This is a genomic window from Kitasatospora sp. NPDC089913 (assembly GCF_044748625.1).
Lineage (GTDB): Bacteria > Actinomycetota > Actinomycetes > Streptomycetales > Streptomycetaceae > Kitasatospora.
Genome location: NZ_JBIVGI010000017.1, coordinates 120,084 through 136,394 on the forward strand (window position 1 = coordinate 120,084; position 16,311 = coordinate 136,394).

Here is a 16,311-nt window from a genome sequence, read left to right on the forward strand (position 1 = left end):
CGCCCCGCGGCCGTCAGCGGAAGACGGCGATCGCATGCACCTCCAGCGTCGCCTCCGCCGGGTCCCAGCCGTGGACGGTGCCGAGGCAGTACCCGGCGCGGGTCTGCGCGCCGGCCGCGGAGTCGCTCAGCCCCGGGCGGGTGCAGGTGACCCGTACCCGCCCGCTGCGGGAGAGATCGCCGGGTCGGCCGTAGCGGGCCAGGAAGACCGTGCTGCCCTCGGCGGTGTCCGGCCCCGGAGCGACGGCCTGGAACTTCCCCCGGAGCAGCACGTACGCCTCCGCCCGGGAGAGCCGGACCCCGGGCGGACGCGGACCGGAGTCCTCGACCACATCCAGCGACCGGGCCAGGGCCCGGTTCTTCCGGACGGTGCCGGACAGCAGGTCGGCGTGGATGATGCCGTCCCGGTCGTCGAGCGCCTTGATGATCACGCCGATCACGTCGATCGGCGCGTCGCTCCGCACGTACCGGCTGATCCGTTCCTCCGCGGCCTCCGTGCCGATGCCGACCGTCGTGCCCGGCAGCTCGCCGCCGAAGTGCAGGTTGCGGGTGATCCGTTGCTCGACCTCCTGGGTCAGTGCGGCGGTGTAGCGGCCCATCCGGTAGATGTCCATGACGGCCTTGTCGTCCAGGTGGACGCAGGCCTTGGTGGTGACGTCCACGCCGGCCGGCGGCCGTTTGCGGCGCAGCTCCAGGCCGCCGACGGCCAGCAGCGCGACCAGGCTGCCGAACGCCACCAGCCAGGTGGCGAGTTCGAGCCCGAGCACGCCCCACGAGGACTCGTCGAGAATGGTCACAGGTCTCCGATCACGAGGGCTGAGCGGGGCTCGAGGGTTGTGGGGCACGCGGGCTGTGCGGAACACGAGGGCTGTGGGCCACGAGGGCCGTGGGCCACGCGGGCTGTGCGGTCACGTCGGCCGCCCGGGTCACGGGGGCGGTGAGAGTGCCGGCGGCGAGGGTGCCGGGGAGCGGGTCGGGTCCGGGCCCGTCGCCGGGGTGTCGGCCCGGTACTGCGCCAGGAGGCGCTGGACGACCTCCGGCCGGTCGGGGAAGTAGAGGGCGTTGCCGATCGGGCGCTCCAGCCGGGGATCCCGGTCGACGGCCGGGTCGATCGGGCGGCGCAGCGTGAGCGTCATGATCTTCTTCTGCGCGGCGGGCGCGAGCAGCCACGCCAGCACCCGGTCGTAGGCGGCCCGCTTCGTCGGGTCGAGCAGCAGCAGCGGGTAGTCGGACAGCACGATGCCGTCCTGCGGGTAGACCAGCTCCAGAGGTTCGCGCAGGCGCCCGTCCCCGCCGAGCGCGAGCAGGTCCGACTCGTAGGCGATCACCGCGTCGGCCCGGTCCTGGTGGTCGAGGTAGGCGTCGACCAGGGCGTGGGTGGACGGCGCGGCGAGGGTCCGGCCGGTCAGGAAACCGCGGACCCGGTCCTGGGCGACGTCCTCCGGGCGGAGGGCCTCGCCGGTCCCGGCGCCGGCGGTCGCCACGGCGACGAGGGCGGCGAGCCCGCTGTGGGCGACGGTCGGGTCGCTCATCGCGTACCGCAGCTCCCCGCGCTCGGCCGCCGCGGCGATGTCGGCCCAGGACGGCTGCCGCGCGCCCGCGCCGGGCCACAGGCGGTGCGCGGTGCTCCGCCTCACGCCGAGGACGAGCGGCGACATCATGGTGCGGGTGGAGAGCGGGGTGCCCGTCCCGCCCGCGGCCTTGACGTTCAGTCGCAGCCAGCGGTCGGAGGAGAGCCAGGCCAGGTGGTGCCGGTCGGGCGTGCCGGAGCCGAGCAGTTCGCTCGCGCTGACGGTGCCGCCGAAGTCCAGCTCCAGGGTGATCCCGGTGGCGCGGCGCAGGTCGTCCAGGACCGGCCGGAGGTCGGTCAGCTCCGCGCTGGCCAGGACGGACAGCGTGGTGCCGGTGGGTGCGCCCGGACCGCAGCCGGCCACCGGGGCGGCGGAGCAGACGAGCAGGACCAGGGCGAGGAGCGCCCGGGCGGGCAGTCGAGCGGCGGTGGAGGCGGCGGTGGTGGAGGCAGCGGAGCGGACGCGGCGGCGGGCACGGTCGGCGCGCCGCCCCCGGGTGCGCCGGTGCCACCGGTCCGGCGGGTTCACGGGGTCGCTCCCGGAGCCGGGGTGCCGGGGTCGGCCGGACAGTCGCCGACCCTGCGGACCATCCGGTTCAGGATCTCCTGGGTCGGCATGACGGTCCTGGTGTCGTCGGTGCGGGTGTCCGGGGCCGGGATGCCGCGCGCGCCGAGGTACGTCCGGAGCTCGCCGGAGTCGGTGTCGTCGCCGATGGTGCGGAAGCCCAGGGCCACGGCGCGCTCGCGCAGCCGGCGGTCGTGGGTGAGCAGTTCGCCGAGCCGGTCGGCCTCCGGCCGGAGCGAGATGTACTGCGGCTGGGTGATGAACCGGGAGGTCGGGTACAGCAGGACGCGCTCGGTGTCGAGCCGGTGCCGGGTGTCCTGGAAGCGCGTCTGGTAGGCGAGGTACTGGTGCTCGTAGACCACCACCACGGGGGCGATGCCGCGGCCCTCGGGGCTGGCGTACGGCTCGAAGACGTCCACTCCGGGCATGCCCTGCGCCGAGAGCAGCGGCTTGATCCGGTCGGCGAGTTCGTCGGCGCCCGGGCCCTCGGGGACGCGGCCCCCGTTCTCGGTGAACGCGACCTGGGCCAGGAAGGTCTCGGCCGAGTTCGACTGGCAGATGTGGGAGGTCTGGGCGACCACGACGTTGCCGTTGGTGGTGCCGTGGCGGTCGATCCGGAGGTCGTTCCAGGACCGGTGGGTGGCCCCCTGCTGCAGGAACGCGGCCAGGTCGAGGCTGTAGTAGAGAGGCTCCTCGCCGCGCCCGGTCGGGTACTGCGGGGTGGCGATCCCGTTGTCCTCCAGGGTCCGGGCGTAGTCCCGGTAGGTGGCGAGCACCAGTGGGCTGACGAACGGGTTGTACGCCTTGGAGTATCCGTTCTCCCGTTTCAGCCGGGCCAGGATGTCGTTGGCCGGCGGCCGGCCGGAGGGGAGGAGGAAGGCCAGCCGGGAGTAGTCGCCGTTGACCAGCTCCTGCGAACCGGAGGCGGTGACGTGGACCCGGATGCCGTGGCGCAGCAGCAGCCGTTGGACCTCGGGGTCCTCGAAGAACGCCGCTTTGGAGCCGGTGCGGCCCTCCAGGAGGAGGACCTTGTCGAACGGGAGCAGCAGGTGGCCGGAGAGTGCCAGCGAGGTGGTGCCGGCGAGGAACAGCGCCAGCAGCCCGGCCACGGCGGCGGTGAACCGGGGGCGCCTGCGGACGATCGAGCGCTGGCGTTTGACGGTGAGTCTCGGCTCTTCAACAGCCGTTCCCTCATACATGACTGACACTGTGTCAGGGCAGGGGTCGGGCGGGCGGCCGAAGAACGGAGTTCACCGGATGGTTGTCCCGTGGTTCTGTCGGCCGCCGGCGACGGTGCTCAGCGGATGCCCTCCACCGAGGTCTGGGCGGCGTGGGCGAGTTCCTTCCGCGCCGCCCAGCGGCGGGCCGGGTCGGCCGCCGGAGCGGGGACGGTCGGGCGGAAGGTGAGTTCGGCCACCAGGCCGCGGACGGCGACCACCCGGGCCAGCGAGGTGGCCAGGTCGTCCTCGCCGACGAAGGCGGGGGCGCTGGTGGCGCGCCCGTCGGCGAGCCGGTAGCGGATCGAGACGGGCTGGACGGCGGCGCCGGACCGGACGGCGGCCTCGAAGAACGCCGGCCGGAACCGTCCGCTCTCCCGTCCGCACCAGGTGGACCCCTCCGGGAACACGATCACCGGGTGACCGGCCCGCAGCCGGTCGGTCACCTCGGCGACGGTCGCCGGAAGGGCGCGCAGTCGGTCGCGGTCCAGGAACACGGTGCCGCCCCAGGCGACGAGCCGCCCCAGCACCGGCCAGTCCCGCACCTCGGTCTTGGCGACCGACCGGCCCGGCCGGGCGGCGGCGATCAGCGGGATGTCCAGCCAGGAGACGTGGTTGGCCACCAGCAGCACCCCGCCCGGGCCGGCCGGGACCGGGCCGGGCACGATCCGGACCGCGACGCCCAGCGCGCCGAGCAGCCCGCGCGCCCAGAACCGGGCCAGCACGCCGCGCGGGCCCGGCGGCAGCAGCCGCACCGGCGGGATCAGCGCCAGCCCCGCCACGAGCAGCACCAGGAAGCCCGTCAGCCGCAGCACCCGGCGGGGGAGGGCGACGGTCGGTGCCGGATCGGTCAGACAGGCCTCCGGGGTGCAGGAGGCCGTCGGCAGCCAGACGCTCATGAGGCCGGTCCCGCCTCCACCGCGTCCGTACCGGCGTCCGTACGCGTGCCCGGGGCCGGCGCGGCCGCCGCGCCCACGCCGCCGACGCCGGACAGGAAGTGCCGCAGGTAGCGCGGGTCGGTGCGCTCCAGCGACAGCAGGACGTACAGGTCGGCACAGTCGAAGTCCGGGTCGTGCGCGGGCGCGCCGCAGACCCAGGCGCCCAGCCGGATGTAGCCGCGGAGCAGGGGCGGCAGCGGTGCCCGGTCGGCCCGCGCGACGCCGGTGGCGTCCCAGGGGCGGTGCGGGGCGACCCGGTACTGCTCGGGGGCGAGGTGCTTGGCGGAGACGGTGTCCCAGACCCGGGCGGCGGTGGCGCCGCCGTCCTCCAGCGGGATCGAGCAGCAGCCGCCGACCCAGGTGTTGCCGGTGTCGGCGAGGTAGCGGGCGATGCCGCCCCACATGAGGTTGATGACGGCGCCGTTGCCCCGGTGCTCGGCGGCGATGCAGGAGCGGCCGAGCTCGACCAGCCCGTCGCGCAGCGGGGCGAGGTTGCCGAGGTCGAACTCGCCGTCCGAGTAGAGCCGGCCGGCCCGGCGGGCGGCCTCGGGGCGCAGCAGCCGGTAGGTGCCGACGACGGCGCCGTCCTCGCCCTCGCGGACGAGCAGGTGGTCGCAGAAGTCGTCGAACGGGTCGACGTCCAGCCCCGGGACGGTGCTGTGCAGGCTGGCGCCGAGCTCGTCGGCGAAGACCTGGTGCCGCAGCCGCTGGGCGGCGCGGACGTCGGCCTCGTCGCGGGCCAGCGAGACGGTGTAGACGGCGGAGGCGGAGCCGGACGCGGCGGACGGGCGCGCGGCGGGCACCGGGGTGGCCCGGGTGGGGGTGACTGCGGTCGGAGTGTACGTGGGGACGGTGGTCATGGCAGACCCTCCAGGGCAGCACGGACGACGGCCGCCACGGCGTTCCGTGGCAGCGGCCCGGGTCGGACCCGTACAGTCGGGTCCGCGAACCGGCACCCGTATGTCTCTCCAAGTCCGCTGGCATCCACGTTGCCGTTCGGCGGAGCGCAGATGTGCACCTGCTGAATGCGACCACCCGACGTGTGCGGGACACCTGTTGGGCACCGCGGCGCCGCCCTATCCTCCGCTGCATGGGGTGGAATCCGGGGGCGGGACTCTGGCGGACCTTTGCCAGCGACATGACAGACGTATTGGTGTGCCAGACGGCGGCGACCGGCGGACTCGCCGTCGTGTACGCACTGGCGCGGGCGGTGGGGCTGGCGCCCTCGCCGTGGTGGTGCCTGGTGGTGGCGATGGCCGTCGCCCTGCACCTGGTCGGCGAGCGCTGCTGGGAGGACGACCGGCGGCCCCGGGCGGCGCTGGTGGCGCTGGCCGTGGCACTGGCGGTCGCGGTGGCGCCGTACCTGGTGCTGGGCGCGACCTCGGGGTGGGCCGAGGCGCAGGCGGCGGACACCTACGCCTCGGGCGCGATGGCGGGCGGGCTGCTGCTCGCCGGGTACGTGGCGCGCGCCGTGCACGCGCTGCGCAGCGGCGCGTACCCGCCGCGCCCCGCCGCCGCCCCCGCGCCGGGCCCGGGCGGGGGTGGTTAGGGCGGCGGAGCCGGAACGGCGCGCGCGCACCCGGGACGGAGGGCGCGGCGGGGAGGGCTGCCGGGGGCGGCGGGGCTCAGTACACCCGCCACCCCTGCGGGTCGACGCCGCCCGGGACCGCGTCGGCCGGCCCGTACGGCTCGCGGGTGAACACGAAGGAGCCGATGTCCAGGTGGCTCACCGAGCCGTCGGCGGCCCGTACCACCCGCAGGGTCTCGCCCGCGTAGTAGTCGTTCAGGCCGGTCCAGGTGCCGTCGGCCTCGGCCCGGAAGCGGCCGGCCCGGCCGGCGCGGCCGAGCACCGACAGCTCCAGCCCGCGGTCCGCCGTGAGCCGCAGACCGTGCGGCGCGGCGCCCCAGTACCAGGGACCGGTCAGGGCCAGCAGCTGCTCGTCGAACTCGGCCAGCGGGCGCCAGGGCTCGGGGATCCGCGGCTCGTGCTGCGCGGTGAGCGCCAGCAGCTCGGCGGCGACCGCCGCGGTGCGCGGGCCGCTGGTGGCGTTGGAGAAGGCGATCGCGGCCAGGCCGTCCGCCTCGCTCACCCACAGCCCGGCGGTGAAGCCCGGCATCGAGCCGGAGTGCCCGTGCAGGATCCGGCCGTCGTGCTGGACCAGCTGGAGGCCGAGGCCGTACGTCTCGCTCCAGTCGTCGGGCTCGGTGCCGACGGCCGGGCGGCGCATCTCGGCCACGGTCCCGGCGGACAGGACCTTCTCGTGGCCGGAGGTCAGGAAGGCGGCCCACTTGGCGAGATCGGCGACGGTGGACCAGAGCTGGCCGGCCGGGGCCATCCGGCCGGTGTCCGTGAGCGGCTCGGGCAGCAGCACGTCGGCCCACGGGTGGACGGCGAAGCCGCCCGCGTGCGGGTGCTCGGGGAGCAGCCCGGTGCGGTCCATGCCGAGCGGCTCGAGGACCTCCCGGCGCAGCACCTCGCCCCAGTGCTCGCCGCCGCGCAGCCGCTCGACCAGGGCGCCGAGCAGCGCGTAGGTGGGGTTGGAGTAGTGGTGGACCCGCCCGGCCGGATGCCGCAGCGGGCGCTCGGCCTCCAGGACGTCGGCGAGTCCGGGGCGGAGCGCGCCGTCGGTCCGCTCCCACCAGGGCCCCGGGGTCTCGGAGGCGAGGCCGGCCGAGTGCGAGAGCAACTGGGCGACGGTGGCACCGTCGGCGGGGGTGCCCGGCAGGTGGCGCCCCAGCGGGTCGGAGAGGTCGAGCAGGCCCTCGTCCCGCAGCCGCAGCACGAGCACGGCGACGAAGGTCTTGGTGATCGAGCCGATCCGGTACTGGACGTCGGTGGTCGGCGCGTGACCGTCGACCATGCTGCGGGCGCCGCTCCAGACGAGCCGCCCGTCCCGGAGCACGCCGGCGACCATCGAGGGGGTGCGGCCCTCCGCCTGGGCGACGGCCAGGCGGTGCAGCAGCGCGCGGCGGGTGGTGGGGAGCAGTTCGTCGGACAGGTCGGTCATGTGGTCCTCTGCGACGCTTCGGGGGATTCGGCCCGCGGTGCCATGGCACTGCGGCTCCAACCTAGTTCGATCACGTGCGGTTCTCCACCCATTTTCGCGCGGACCGTACGGGCGCCCGGGTGACCCCGGCGGCGTGGCACCACGGCCCGTCGGTGACCGGCTCCTAGGGTCCGTCTGACCGCCGACCACCCTACGGAGCGTCATGCCCTCCCAGCCCGAGCCGACCCTGCCCGAGCCGCGCCGGCCCGAACCGCCCACCGGCGTCAAGGCGCGCCGGGTACTGCGCAACCCCCGGATCTGGGTGGTCCCCGGTGTCCTGGTCGGGCTGCTCAGTCTGCTGATGTCGCTGCTCTACCTCGGCGGCATCCTCGACCCCCGCGGCGATCTGCACGACCTGCCGATCGCGCTGGTGAACACCGACCGCGGCGCCGCCGTCGCCGGACAGCAGCAGAACCTCGGCGAACAGGTCGTCACCGGCATCGCCACCGCCCCCGGCCAGGGCGACGCGGTGTCCTGGCGGCAGCTCGACGAGGCGACGGCCGAGGAGCAACTGGCCTCCGGCAAGATCTACGGGGCGCTCCGGGTGCCGCCCGATTTCACCGCCACCGTCGCCGCCCTCGGGGGCACGAGCGACAAGCCGGTACGCCCCACCGTGCTCCAGTACACCAACCCGGGCGTCGGCAGTCTGGGCTCCTCGCTGGCCGCCCAGATCGGCCAGCAGGCCGTCCACCAGGCCTCGCTGGCCCTCGGCGGCAAGCTCGCCGCGCTGCCGCAGGCCCGGGGCGCGGGCGACGCGGCCCGGCTGCTGATCGCCGATCCGATCGCCCTCACCACCACGGTCGGCCACCCGATCGGCAACCGCAGCGGACTCGGGCTGTCGGCCTTCTACTACACCCTGCTGCTCGTGCTGGCGGGCTTCTTCGGCGCCAACATCATCGGCAACGGCGTCGACGTCGCGCTCGGCTACGCCGACAACGAGATCGGACCCTGGCGTGCCCGGCACCCGGTGGTGCCGATCAGCCGCACCAGCACCCTCGCCGTCAAGTGCGCCATGTCGGTGGGCCTGTCGCTGCTGACGTCCTCGCTGATCATGCTGTCGGCGGCGGTGATCCTCGACATGGACGCCGACCACCTGCCGCTGCTGTGGATCTTCTCGGTCTGCGCCAGCAGCGCGGTCGGCCTCGGGGTCCAGGCGATCAACGCGGCCTTCGGCGGCCTCGGCCTGCTGATCAGCATGTTCGTCTTCATCGTGCTGGGACTGCCGTCCTCCGGAGCGACGATCCCGCTGGACGCCCTGCCGTCGTTCTACCGCTTCCTCTCGCTCTTCGAGCCGATGCGCCAGCTCACCGACGGCGTGCGGGCGATCCTGTTCTTCGACGCCCGGGCGGACGCGGGCCTGACCCGGGCCTGGGTCTGGATCGCCATCGGCACCGTCGCGGCGCTGCTCTTCGGCTTCGCGATGACCCGCTACTACGACCGCAAGGGCCTGCACCGCACCGTCCCCGAGCTGGCCTGAGCCCGGCCCGGGGACGGGAGAGCGGCGAGCGACCGCGTCGGCCTCAGCCGGCCGGCAGCGGCGGCAGCTCGGGCCGCCACAGCCAGGCGTCGAACAGGCCCTCCAGCGGCGTCCGCGCGTACCGGGCGGCGTGCGCGGTGAAGTCCGCGGTGGTGACCACCCCGTGGCGGTGGAACGTCGCCCAGTCCCTGAGCATCCGGAAGAACGCGGTGTCGCCGAGCGTCAGCCGCAGCGCGTGCACCACCAGCCCGCCGCGCTGGTACAGCCGGTCGTCGAACATCAGCTTGCGGCCGGGGTCGCCCAGCCGGAGGTCCTGCGGCAGCCCGGCCAGCAGCCGGTGCGCGTACAGCGCCCGCGCGGCCGCCGTCGGCCCGCCCGAACGCTCCGACCAGAGCCACTCGGCGTACTTGGCCAGCCCCTCGTTCAGCCAGATGTGGCTCCAGTCCCCGATCGAGACGCTGTTGCCGAACCACTGGTGCGCCAGCTCGTGGGCGACCAGCCGCTCCCGGTCCCAGCCGCCGCCCAGGTGGTTGGTGCCGAAGGTCGCCACCCCCTGCGCCTCCACCGGCACGTCCAGCTCCTCGTCGGCGACCACCACCGTGTACTCGCCGAACGGGTACGGGCCGAACACCTCGCCGAAGTAGGCCATCATCCTCGGCTGCCGCCCGAAGTCCGCCGCGAACGCCCCGGCCAGCCGCTCCGGCACGTAGCCGGTCTGCGGCACCTCCGGGTGCTCGGCCAGCGGCACCGGCCGGTACGGGCCGATCGAGACCGTCACCAGATAGGTCGACGTCGGCGCGGACTGCTCGTACACCCAGGTGGTGCTGGACGAGCGGGTCGTCCGGGTCAGCAGCCGGCCGCCCACCACCACGGTGTACGGGGACGGCGTGGTGACCGCTATCTGGTACGTGGCCTTGTCCGCCGGCCGGTCGTTGCAGGGGAACCAGGACGGCGCCCCGACCGGCTGGCTGGCCACCAGCGCGCCGTCGGTCAGCTCCTCCCAGCCCAGGCCGCCCCAGGGGCTGCGGACCGGCCGGGGATTGCCGGTGTAGTGCACCTCCACCGTGAAGGCCGCACCGGCCGACAGGGCCTTCACCGGTCGCACCCGCAGCTTGCCCGCCCGGTGGGTGTAGCGGGCCGGCCTGCCGTCCACCAGCACCCGGCCGATCCGGAAGTCCGCGAGGTCCAGCGCGAACTCGCTCAGCACGGTCGCCGCGACCGCGCTCAGCCGGGCCGTGCCGCCCAGCCGGTTGGGGCCGGGCCGGTAGTCCAGCGCCAGCTCGTACCGGTGCACCCGGTAGCGGGGATCCCCGCTGCCGGGGAAGTACGGGTCCGGCGGGGCGACGGGCTGCGAGGGCTGCGGGGACTGCGCCGGGCTGTGGTTCACCGGGTCGTACGCTCCTGGAACACGGGGTGGACGGAACAGGGGATGGACGGGGGATGAGGGACGGCGGGCACCGACCGGACGCCCGAGGGGCCGGACGGGGCGAACCCCGGCCGGCCCCCCTGGACGGCGGTCAGGACGTGGCCTGCCACACCTCGATCGGGTTGCCGAGCCACCTCGAGTCGGCGGGCACCGACTCGGCACGCATCACCAGCGAGGCCGGACCCAGCGTGCTGCGCGCGCCCACCGTACTGCCGGGCAGCACGATGCCGCCGGGCCCCAGGGTGGCGCCCTCGCGCAGGACGACAGTATCCATCCGCATGATCCGGTCGTGGAAGAGGTGGGTCTGCACCACGCAGCCCCGGTTGATCGACACCCCGTCGCCGAGGGTGACCAGGTCGGCCTCCGGCAGCCAGTAGCTCTCGCACCACACGCCGCGCCCGACCTTCGCGCCGAGCGCCCGCAGCCACAGGTTCAGCACCGGGGTGCCCGGCACCGCGCCCACCAGCCACGGCACCGCGAGCACCTCGACGAAGGTGTCCGCCAGCTCGTTGCGCCACACGAAGCCGCTCCACAGCGGGTGCTCCACCGCCCGGAACCGGCCGACCAGCACCCACTTCGCCGCCACCGCGACCGCGCACGCCACCGCACCCGAGGCCAGCAGCACCGGACCGGACAGCAGTGCCGCCGCGAGCGGCGACCACGCCACCGCCAGCCAGGACAGCCCGGCCAGCGTCAGCAGGCCCAGCGCGCCCGAGGCCAGCACCGGCAGCAGCCGGCACACCTCGACCAGCCCGCGCGCCCACAGCAGCCGGGCCGGCGGCTCGTAGGTCAGGCTCTGGTCCGCCGCGTCCGCCGAGCGGGGCAGCCGCACCGGCGGCATGCCCAGGTAGGAGCCGCCCTTCTTCGCCTTCTCCGGGGTCGCCGACAGCACGCCGACCAGGCCCCGCTTGGGCACCGAACGGCCCGGCGCGGTCATCCCCGAGTTGCCGAGGAACGCCCGCTCGCCGACCTTCGCCTCGCCGAGCCGCACCCAGCCGCCGCCCAGCTCGTACGGCGCCATCAGGGTGTCGTCGGCCAGGAACGCGCCGTCGCCGACCGTGGTCAGGCTCGGCAGCGCCAGCACCGTGGACACCTCCGCGTGCCGCCCGACCCGCATGCCCAGCGCCCGCAGCCAGAGCGGCGTGACCAGGCCCGCGTACAGCGGGAACAGCACCTCGCGGGCCTGGTCCATCAGCTGGGTGACCGTCCAGGCCTGCCAGCCGACCCGGCCGTACAGCGGATGCACACCGGGCTCCAGGCCGATCGACAGCAGCCGCACCGCCGCGACCAGCTGCGCCGCGTACACCACGCCGAACGCCAGCACGGCCGGCAGCAGGCCGAGCAGCGCGCCGCCGAGCGCGCCGCCCAGCCCGTCCGCCGGGTCGACGAACAGGGTCAGCACCGCCAGGCCGGCCACCGCCGGGAGCAGCGGCAGCAGGCTCAGCGCGGAGCCGCTCAGGCCGAACAGCGCGGACCAGCGGGCCCGGCGCACCGGGCGCTCCTTCGGCCAGGTCCGCTCGGCCCGGCCCAGCTTGACGGCGGGCGCGCCGCCCCAGCGCTGGCCGGTCGGGACGTGACCGGTGACGCTGGAGCCGGCCACGACCTGGGCCCGCTTGCCGATCCGGGCGCCCGGCAGCAGGGTCGAGCGGGTGCCGACCACGGCCCCCGACCCCACCTTGATCTGGCCGACCTCCAGCCGGTCGCCGTCGATCCAGTAGCCGTTGAGGTCCACCTCGGCCTCCACCGCGCAGCCCCGGCCGAGCTTGAGCATGCCGGTGACCGGCGGCAGCGCGTGCAGGTCGATCTCCTCGCCGACCTTGGCGCCGAGCGCCCGCGCGTACCGCACCAGCCAGGCGCCGGAGAGCGAGGTCGCGCCGCTCACCTCGGCCAGCCGTTCGGCGGCCCACAGGCGCAGGTGGACGCCGCCGCCGCGCGGGTAGCTGCCGGGCCGCAGACCGCGCAGCAGCAGCCGGGCACCGCCGGCGCCGATCGCCAGCCGGCCGGCCGGGGTGAACAGCACCGCGGCGAGCGGGGCGACCGCCCACCAGGAGGCGGTCGGCGCCCAGCCGAAGCCGTCCAGGTGCGAGAGCAGGTTGCCGAGCGCCAGCAGTGCCGTCGTCCAGCGCAGGCCGACCACGGTGAACAGCGGAACGAGCAGCAGCAGCTGGAGCAGCTTGGCCCGGGTCGGCACCGGGTCGACGGTCCGGGTCTCGCCGGTACCGGCCGAGGTGCGCTCCAGGTGCCGGGCGAGCTTGCGCAGGGTCGGGTTCTGGTAGATGTCCAGGACCGCCGCGTTCGGGTAGCGGGTGCGCAGCAGGGTGGTCAGCCGGGCGGCGGCCAGGCTGCCGCCGCCGATCGCGAAGAAGTCCTCCCGGGAGCCGCTCACCGGCACCCCGAGGATCTCCGTCCACTGCTCGGCCAGCCAGGCCTCGGTGCCGTACAGCTGCTCGGTCGGCCCGGACGTCTCCAGATCGGGCAGCGGCCAGGGCAGCGCGTTGCGGTCCACCTTGCCGGAGGTGCGGGTGGGCAGGGTGTCGACCGGGGCCAGCAGCGGGACGAGGGCGGCCGGCAGCTCGGCGCGCAGCCGCTGCACCGCCTGCTCCCGGTCCCAGCCCTCGCCGGTCACCAGGTAGCCGACCAGCAGCTGGTTGCCGCCGCGCGCGGTGCGCACGGCCGCGGCCGCCCCGGCCACGCCGGGCAGCGCCTGGAGCGCCGCGTCGACCTCGCCGAGCTCGATCCGGCGCCCGCCGAGCTTGATCTGCTCGTCCGCGCGGCCCAGGAACAGCAGGCCCTCCGGGTCGGCCTGGACCAGGTCGCCGCTGCGGTAGGCGCGCTCCCAGCCCATCGAGGGCAGCGGCGCGTACTTCTCGGCGTCCTTCTCCGGGTCCAGGTAGCGGGCCAGGCCGACGCCGCCGATCACCAGCTGACCGGTCCCGCCGGGTGCCACCGGCTCGCCGGCCTCGTCGACCACGACGAGGTCCCAGCCGTCCAGCGGCAGGCCGATCCGCACCGGGCCCTCGCCCGTCAGCAGCGCCCCGCAGGCGACCACGGTGGCCTCGGTGGGACCGTAGGTGTTCCACACCTCGCGACCCTCGGTGACCACGCGCTGCACCAGCTCGGGCGGGCAGGCCTCGCCGCCGAAGATCAGCAGCCGCACCTCGTTCAGCGCCTCGGCCGGCCACAGCGCGGCCAGCGTCGGCACGGTGGAGACCACGGTGATCTCCTGCTCGGCCAGCCAGGGGCCGAGGTCGGCGCCGCTGCGCACCTGGGAGCGGGGGACGGGCACCAGACAGGCGCCGTGCCGCCAGGCCAGCCACATCTCCTCGCAGGAGGCGTCGAAGGCGACCGACAGGCCGGCCATCACCCGGTCGCCGGGGCCGATCGGCTCCTCCTGGAGGAAGAGCGCGGCCTCGGCGTCGACGAAGGCGGCGGCGTTGCGGTGGGTGACGGCGACGCCCTTGGGGCGCCCGGTCGAGCCCGAGGTGAAGATGATCCAGGCGTCGTCGGCGGGCGTCGGGCGGTGCCCGCCGGGGGTCCGGTCGGCGAGCGGCTCGCGGGGCCCGCCGGTGAGGGTGAGCGCGCGCTCGGCGCCGAGCACGGCCGCGACGGCGGCCTCCTCGAAGACCAGCTGGGCCCGCTCGTCCGGGTCCTCGGCGTCCACCGGGACGTAGGCGGCGCCGGCGGCGAGCACGGCGAGCACGGAGACGTAGAGGTCGTTGGTGCCGGAGGGGACCCGGACGCCGACCCGGTCGCCTCGGCCGATGCCGGCGGCGGCGAGGCGGCCGCGCAGCTGCTCGACCTCGGCGGCCAGCGCCCGGTAGCCGAGCACGGTGCGGCCGTCGTCGAGGGCGGGCTCGGCCGGGTACTGCCGGGCGGTCTCGTCCAGGATGTCGATCAGGGTGCGGGGTGCGGGGGCCGGCCGGCCGGGGTAGTGGGCCTGCTTCTCGGCGGCGGTGTCCCGGTCGGTGGTGCCGCCGTCGGCGGGCGCCTCGGCGCCCGGTTCCCGGCTGGGTTCGGCTGTCATCAGTGCCGTGTGCTCCTAGGTCTCGCCCCGTCCCGATGGATCTTCCGGCCCTTGGGGGCGGTGGGAGCACTCGCCTGATCCGGGTGATCCCACTCCGGGGCCGGAGCGGACAACCCAACCGATGGTAGCCCGGTCCGGTGAAACGCACACCGGCCGACACTCCGCCCAACTGGCCCTGGAGTGGCCGAATCTGACGGAGCATCAGGTCACAACTGAGGCCGCATCGATCGGATGTGACGGACCGTCACTCGTTTTGACGGTCCGTCAGGTCGATTTTCCGACCGTGACCCATGCCACATCCGGAGCCGCTCCCGGAGGGCGGCGGGGCCGTTTTTCCGGGGTCGACGGGGTGGTGCCCCGGTGTCGACAGGGTCGCTCCCCGGGGGGTGACGGGCCCGCCGCCGGGGGAGGCGGCGGGCCCGTCGGAGCCCGGTCCGGTGGGTCGCGGAACCGTACGGACGGATCAGCGGAACCGGTCGAGGTGCTCCCCGAGGAATGCTTCCAGGGTACGGGGGGCGCGTCCGATCAGCCGGGTGGCGGCGTCGTCGGGGGCTTCCGGGCGCTCCACGGCGAGCCGCTGGATCTCGACCACGTGGGCGGCCAGCCAGTCCGGCATCCCGGCCCGGGCGACCAGGTGGGCGTGCAGTTCGGCGGGCGAGAGGTTCACCGCCTGCACCGGCCGGCCGCGCAGCGTGCCCAGCAGCTCGGCCAGCTCCGGGTGGCTGTACGCCCGGCCGCCGGTCAGCGGGATCTCGCCGCCGGCCGTGTCGGGCCTGGTCAGTACCGCGGCGGCGACGTCGCCGATGTCGCGGCAGTCGACGTAGTTGCACCGGGCGCCGTCCAGCGCGCCGAAGATCGCCCCGGCGGCGGCGATCCCGGGCGCGAGCAGCAGCAGCTTCTGCATGAACGCGTACGGCCGGAGCACCGTCGTGGTGATGTCGTAGGCCCGCAGCCGCTGCTCGATCAGGTGGTGGCCGCGGGAGACGGCGACCGGGGAGTCGGGCTCGGCGGCCGGCGCGGAGACCTTCACGACGTGCCGCACGCCCAGGAACACGGCCAGGTCCACGGCGCGCAGCTCGTGCTCGACCTGCTGCGGGCCGTTCTCCATGGTCAGGAAGAGCTGCGTGGTGCCCTTGAGGGCGGCGCGCATCGAGGCGGGGTCGCCGGCGTCGGCGGCCGCCACCTCGACCAGTCCGCGGGTGTGCGGGTCGAGCCCGGCCAGCAGGCGGTCCGGGTCCCGGCTCAGGGCGCGGACCGGGACGTCCAGGGCGGTGAGGCTGCGCAGGGTGGCGCCGCCGGTGGCGCCGGACGCGCCCATGATGGTGATCATTCGGGTACTGCTCCTTCGGTAGGTATGCCGGTAGGTATGCCGGTAGGGATGCCGGCAGGGGTGCCGGCAGGGTGGTGGTGCGGGAGTGCGGCGGTCGGCGCGGGTCAGTGGGCGCGCCGACGGCGGGGGAGGGAGACCCGCCAGCGCCAGGTGGTCATGGTCGCCGCGATCGCGGCGGACAGCGGGAGGTCGATGCGCAGCCGGCCCGGCCACGGGCTGTCGGCCAGCGCCGGTATCCGGGGCAGCAGCTCGGCGGCCGCCAGGCCGACGCCGAGGGCGAGCGCGGCGCAGCCGAGGCCGAAGCCGAGGGCGAGCAGCGGGACCGGCCCGCGGGCGGCCCAGGAGTCGGCGGGCCGGCGCCGGTGGCGCAGGCCGACCAGGGTGGCGACCAGGGCGGAGGTGCCGGCGATGGTGGTGAGGGCGGCGATCCTCAGCTCCGACTGGCCGGTGGCGAAACCGCCGGCGCTGGCCATGACGGCGGGTGCCGCGTAGGCGATCAGGACCTCGCGCCAGAGCACGAAGCGGGGCCGGGCGGCGGGCTCGGGGGTGGTGTCGTGGGTGCTGTCGGGGGTGATGGGGCGCTGCTTGGTTCTGCCGGGCATGGGGTCGTCCAAGTGATTAGGAGGCTAATTATAGGTGTGCAGTGGGCCAACAATGAGGTGGCGGAAGGGCTTGTGGTGGGCCGGTGGGCCCGGTGGCGCGGCGGGCCGGTCGACCG

12 protein-coding genes are annotated in these 16,311 nt (G+C 75.2%); 2 read left to right on the forward strand and 10 right to left on the reverse strand.

Annotation, left to right across the window (positions count from 1 at the left end):
- Nucleotides 1-13 precede the first annotated feature (13 nt).
- The 5 genes from ACIPYS_RS25020 to ACIPYS_RS25040 form a co-directional block, all read right to left on the reverse strand.
- Nucleotides 14-796 (reverse strand): hypothetical protein, encoded by a 783-nt coding sequence (locus ACIPYS_RS25020; RefSeq protein WP_093863611.1) that lies wholly within the window; start codon nucleotides 794-796, stop codon nucleotides 14-16.
- Between the two features lie 129 nt (nucleotides 797-925).
- On the reverse strand, nucleotides 926-2,098 hold the full coding sequence (locus tag ACIPYS_RS25025) for a substrate-binding domain-containing protein (RefSeq protein WP_400749736.1): 1,173 nt from the start codon (nucleotides 2,096-2,098) through the stop codon (nucleotides 926-928).
- On the reverse strand, nucleotides 2,095-3,333 hold the full coding sequence (locus ACIPYS_RS25030) for a hypothetical protein (protein WP_400749739.1): 1,239 nt from the start codon (nucleotides 3,331-3,333) through the stop codon (nucleotides 2,095-2,097). The genes ACIPYS_RS25025 and ACIPYS_RS25030 overlap by 4 nt, the downstream gene beginning before the upstream one ends.
- Nucleotides 3,334-3,431: 98 nt before the next feature.
- On the reverse strand, nucleotides 3,432-4,250 hold the full coding sequence (locus ACIPYS_RS25035) for a lysophospholipid acyltransferase family protein (protein WP_400749742.1): 819 nt from the start codon (nucleotides 4,248-4,250) through the stop codon (nucleotides 3,432-3,434).
- A complete protein-coding gene (locus ACIPYS_RS25040) occupies nucleotides 4,247-5,149 on the reverse strand; it encodes a GNAT family N-acetyltransferase (RefSeq protein WP_400749745.1) in 903 nt (300 codons plus the stop codon). Before ACIPYS_RS25040 ends, ACIPYS_RS25035 begins: the two co-directional genes overlap by 4 nt.
- 278 nt (nucleotides 5,150-5,427) lie before the next feature.
- On the opposite strand from ACIPYS_RS25040, the gene ACIPYS_RS25045 reads away from it, so the two are divergent.
- Nucleotides 5,428-5,838, forward strand: coding sequence for a hypothetical protein (locus ACIPYS_RS25045; protein WP_159425130.1), 411 nt, complete (start codon nucleotides 5,428-5,430; stop codon nucleotides 5,836-5,838).
- A 76-nt stretch (nucleotides 5,839-5,914) separates the two neighbouring features.
- Here ACIPYS_RS25045 and ACIPYS_RS25050 read toward each other — a convergent pair whose 3' ends face one another.
- Nucleotides 5,915-7,297, reverse strand: coding sequence for a serine hydrolase domain-containing protein (locus ACIPYS_RS25050; RefSeq protein WP_400749748.1), 1,383 nt, complete (start codon nucleotides 7,295-7,297; stop codon nucleotides 5,915-5,917).
- A gap of 202 nt (nucleotides 7,298-7,499) precedes the next feature.
- Here ACIPYS_RS25050 and ACIPYS_RS25055 point away from each other — a divergent pair, with 202 nt between their 5' ends.
- Entirely contained in the window at nucleotides 7,500-8,813 is a 1,314-nt protein-coding gene (locus ACIPYS_RS25055) for a YhgE/Pip domain-containing protein (RefSeq protein WP_400749750.1), read from the forward strand.
- A gap of 43 nt (nucleotides 8,814-8,856) precedes the next feature.
- Here the strand turns inward: ACIPYS_RS25055 and ACIPYS_RS25060 are convergent, their stop codons facing one another.
- The 4 genes from ACIPYS_RS25060 to ACIPYS_RS25075 form a co-directional block, all read right to left on the reverse strand.
- A complete protein-coding gene (locus ACIPYS_RS25060) occupies nucleotides 8,857-10,200 on the reverse strand; it encodes a M1 family metallopeptidase (protein ID WP_093863619.1) in 1,344 nt (447 codons plus the stop codon).
- A gap of 130 nt (nucleotides 10,201-10,330) precedes the next feature.
- Nucleotides 10,331-14,263: a Pls/PosA family non-ribosomal peptide synthetase gene (locus ACIPYS_RS25065; RefSeq protein WP_400749754.1), complete on the reverse strand. Its 3,933-nt coding sequence runs from the start codon at nucleotides 14,261-14,263 to the stop codon at nucleotides 10,331-10,333.
- Nucleotides 14,264-14,726: 463 nt separating this feature from the next.
- Entirely contained in the window at nucleotides 14,727-15,593 is an 867-nt protein-coding gene (locus ACIPYS_RS25070) for an NmrA family NAD(P)-binding protein (RefSeq protein ID WP_400749757.1), read from the reverse strand.
- A gap of 104 nt (nucleotides 15,594-15,697) precedes the next feature.
- Complete coding sequence (locus ACIPYS_RS25075; RefSeq protein WP_400749759.1) at nucleotides 15,698-16,195, reverse strand: hypothetical protein; 498 nt, start codon at nucleotides 16,193-16,195, stop codon at nucleotides 15,698-15,700.
- Nucleotides 16,196-16,311: the final 116 nt, after the last annotated feature.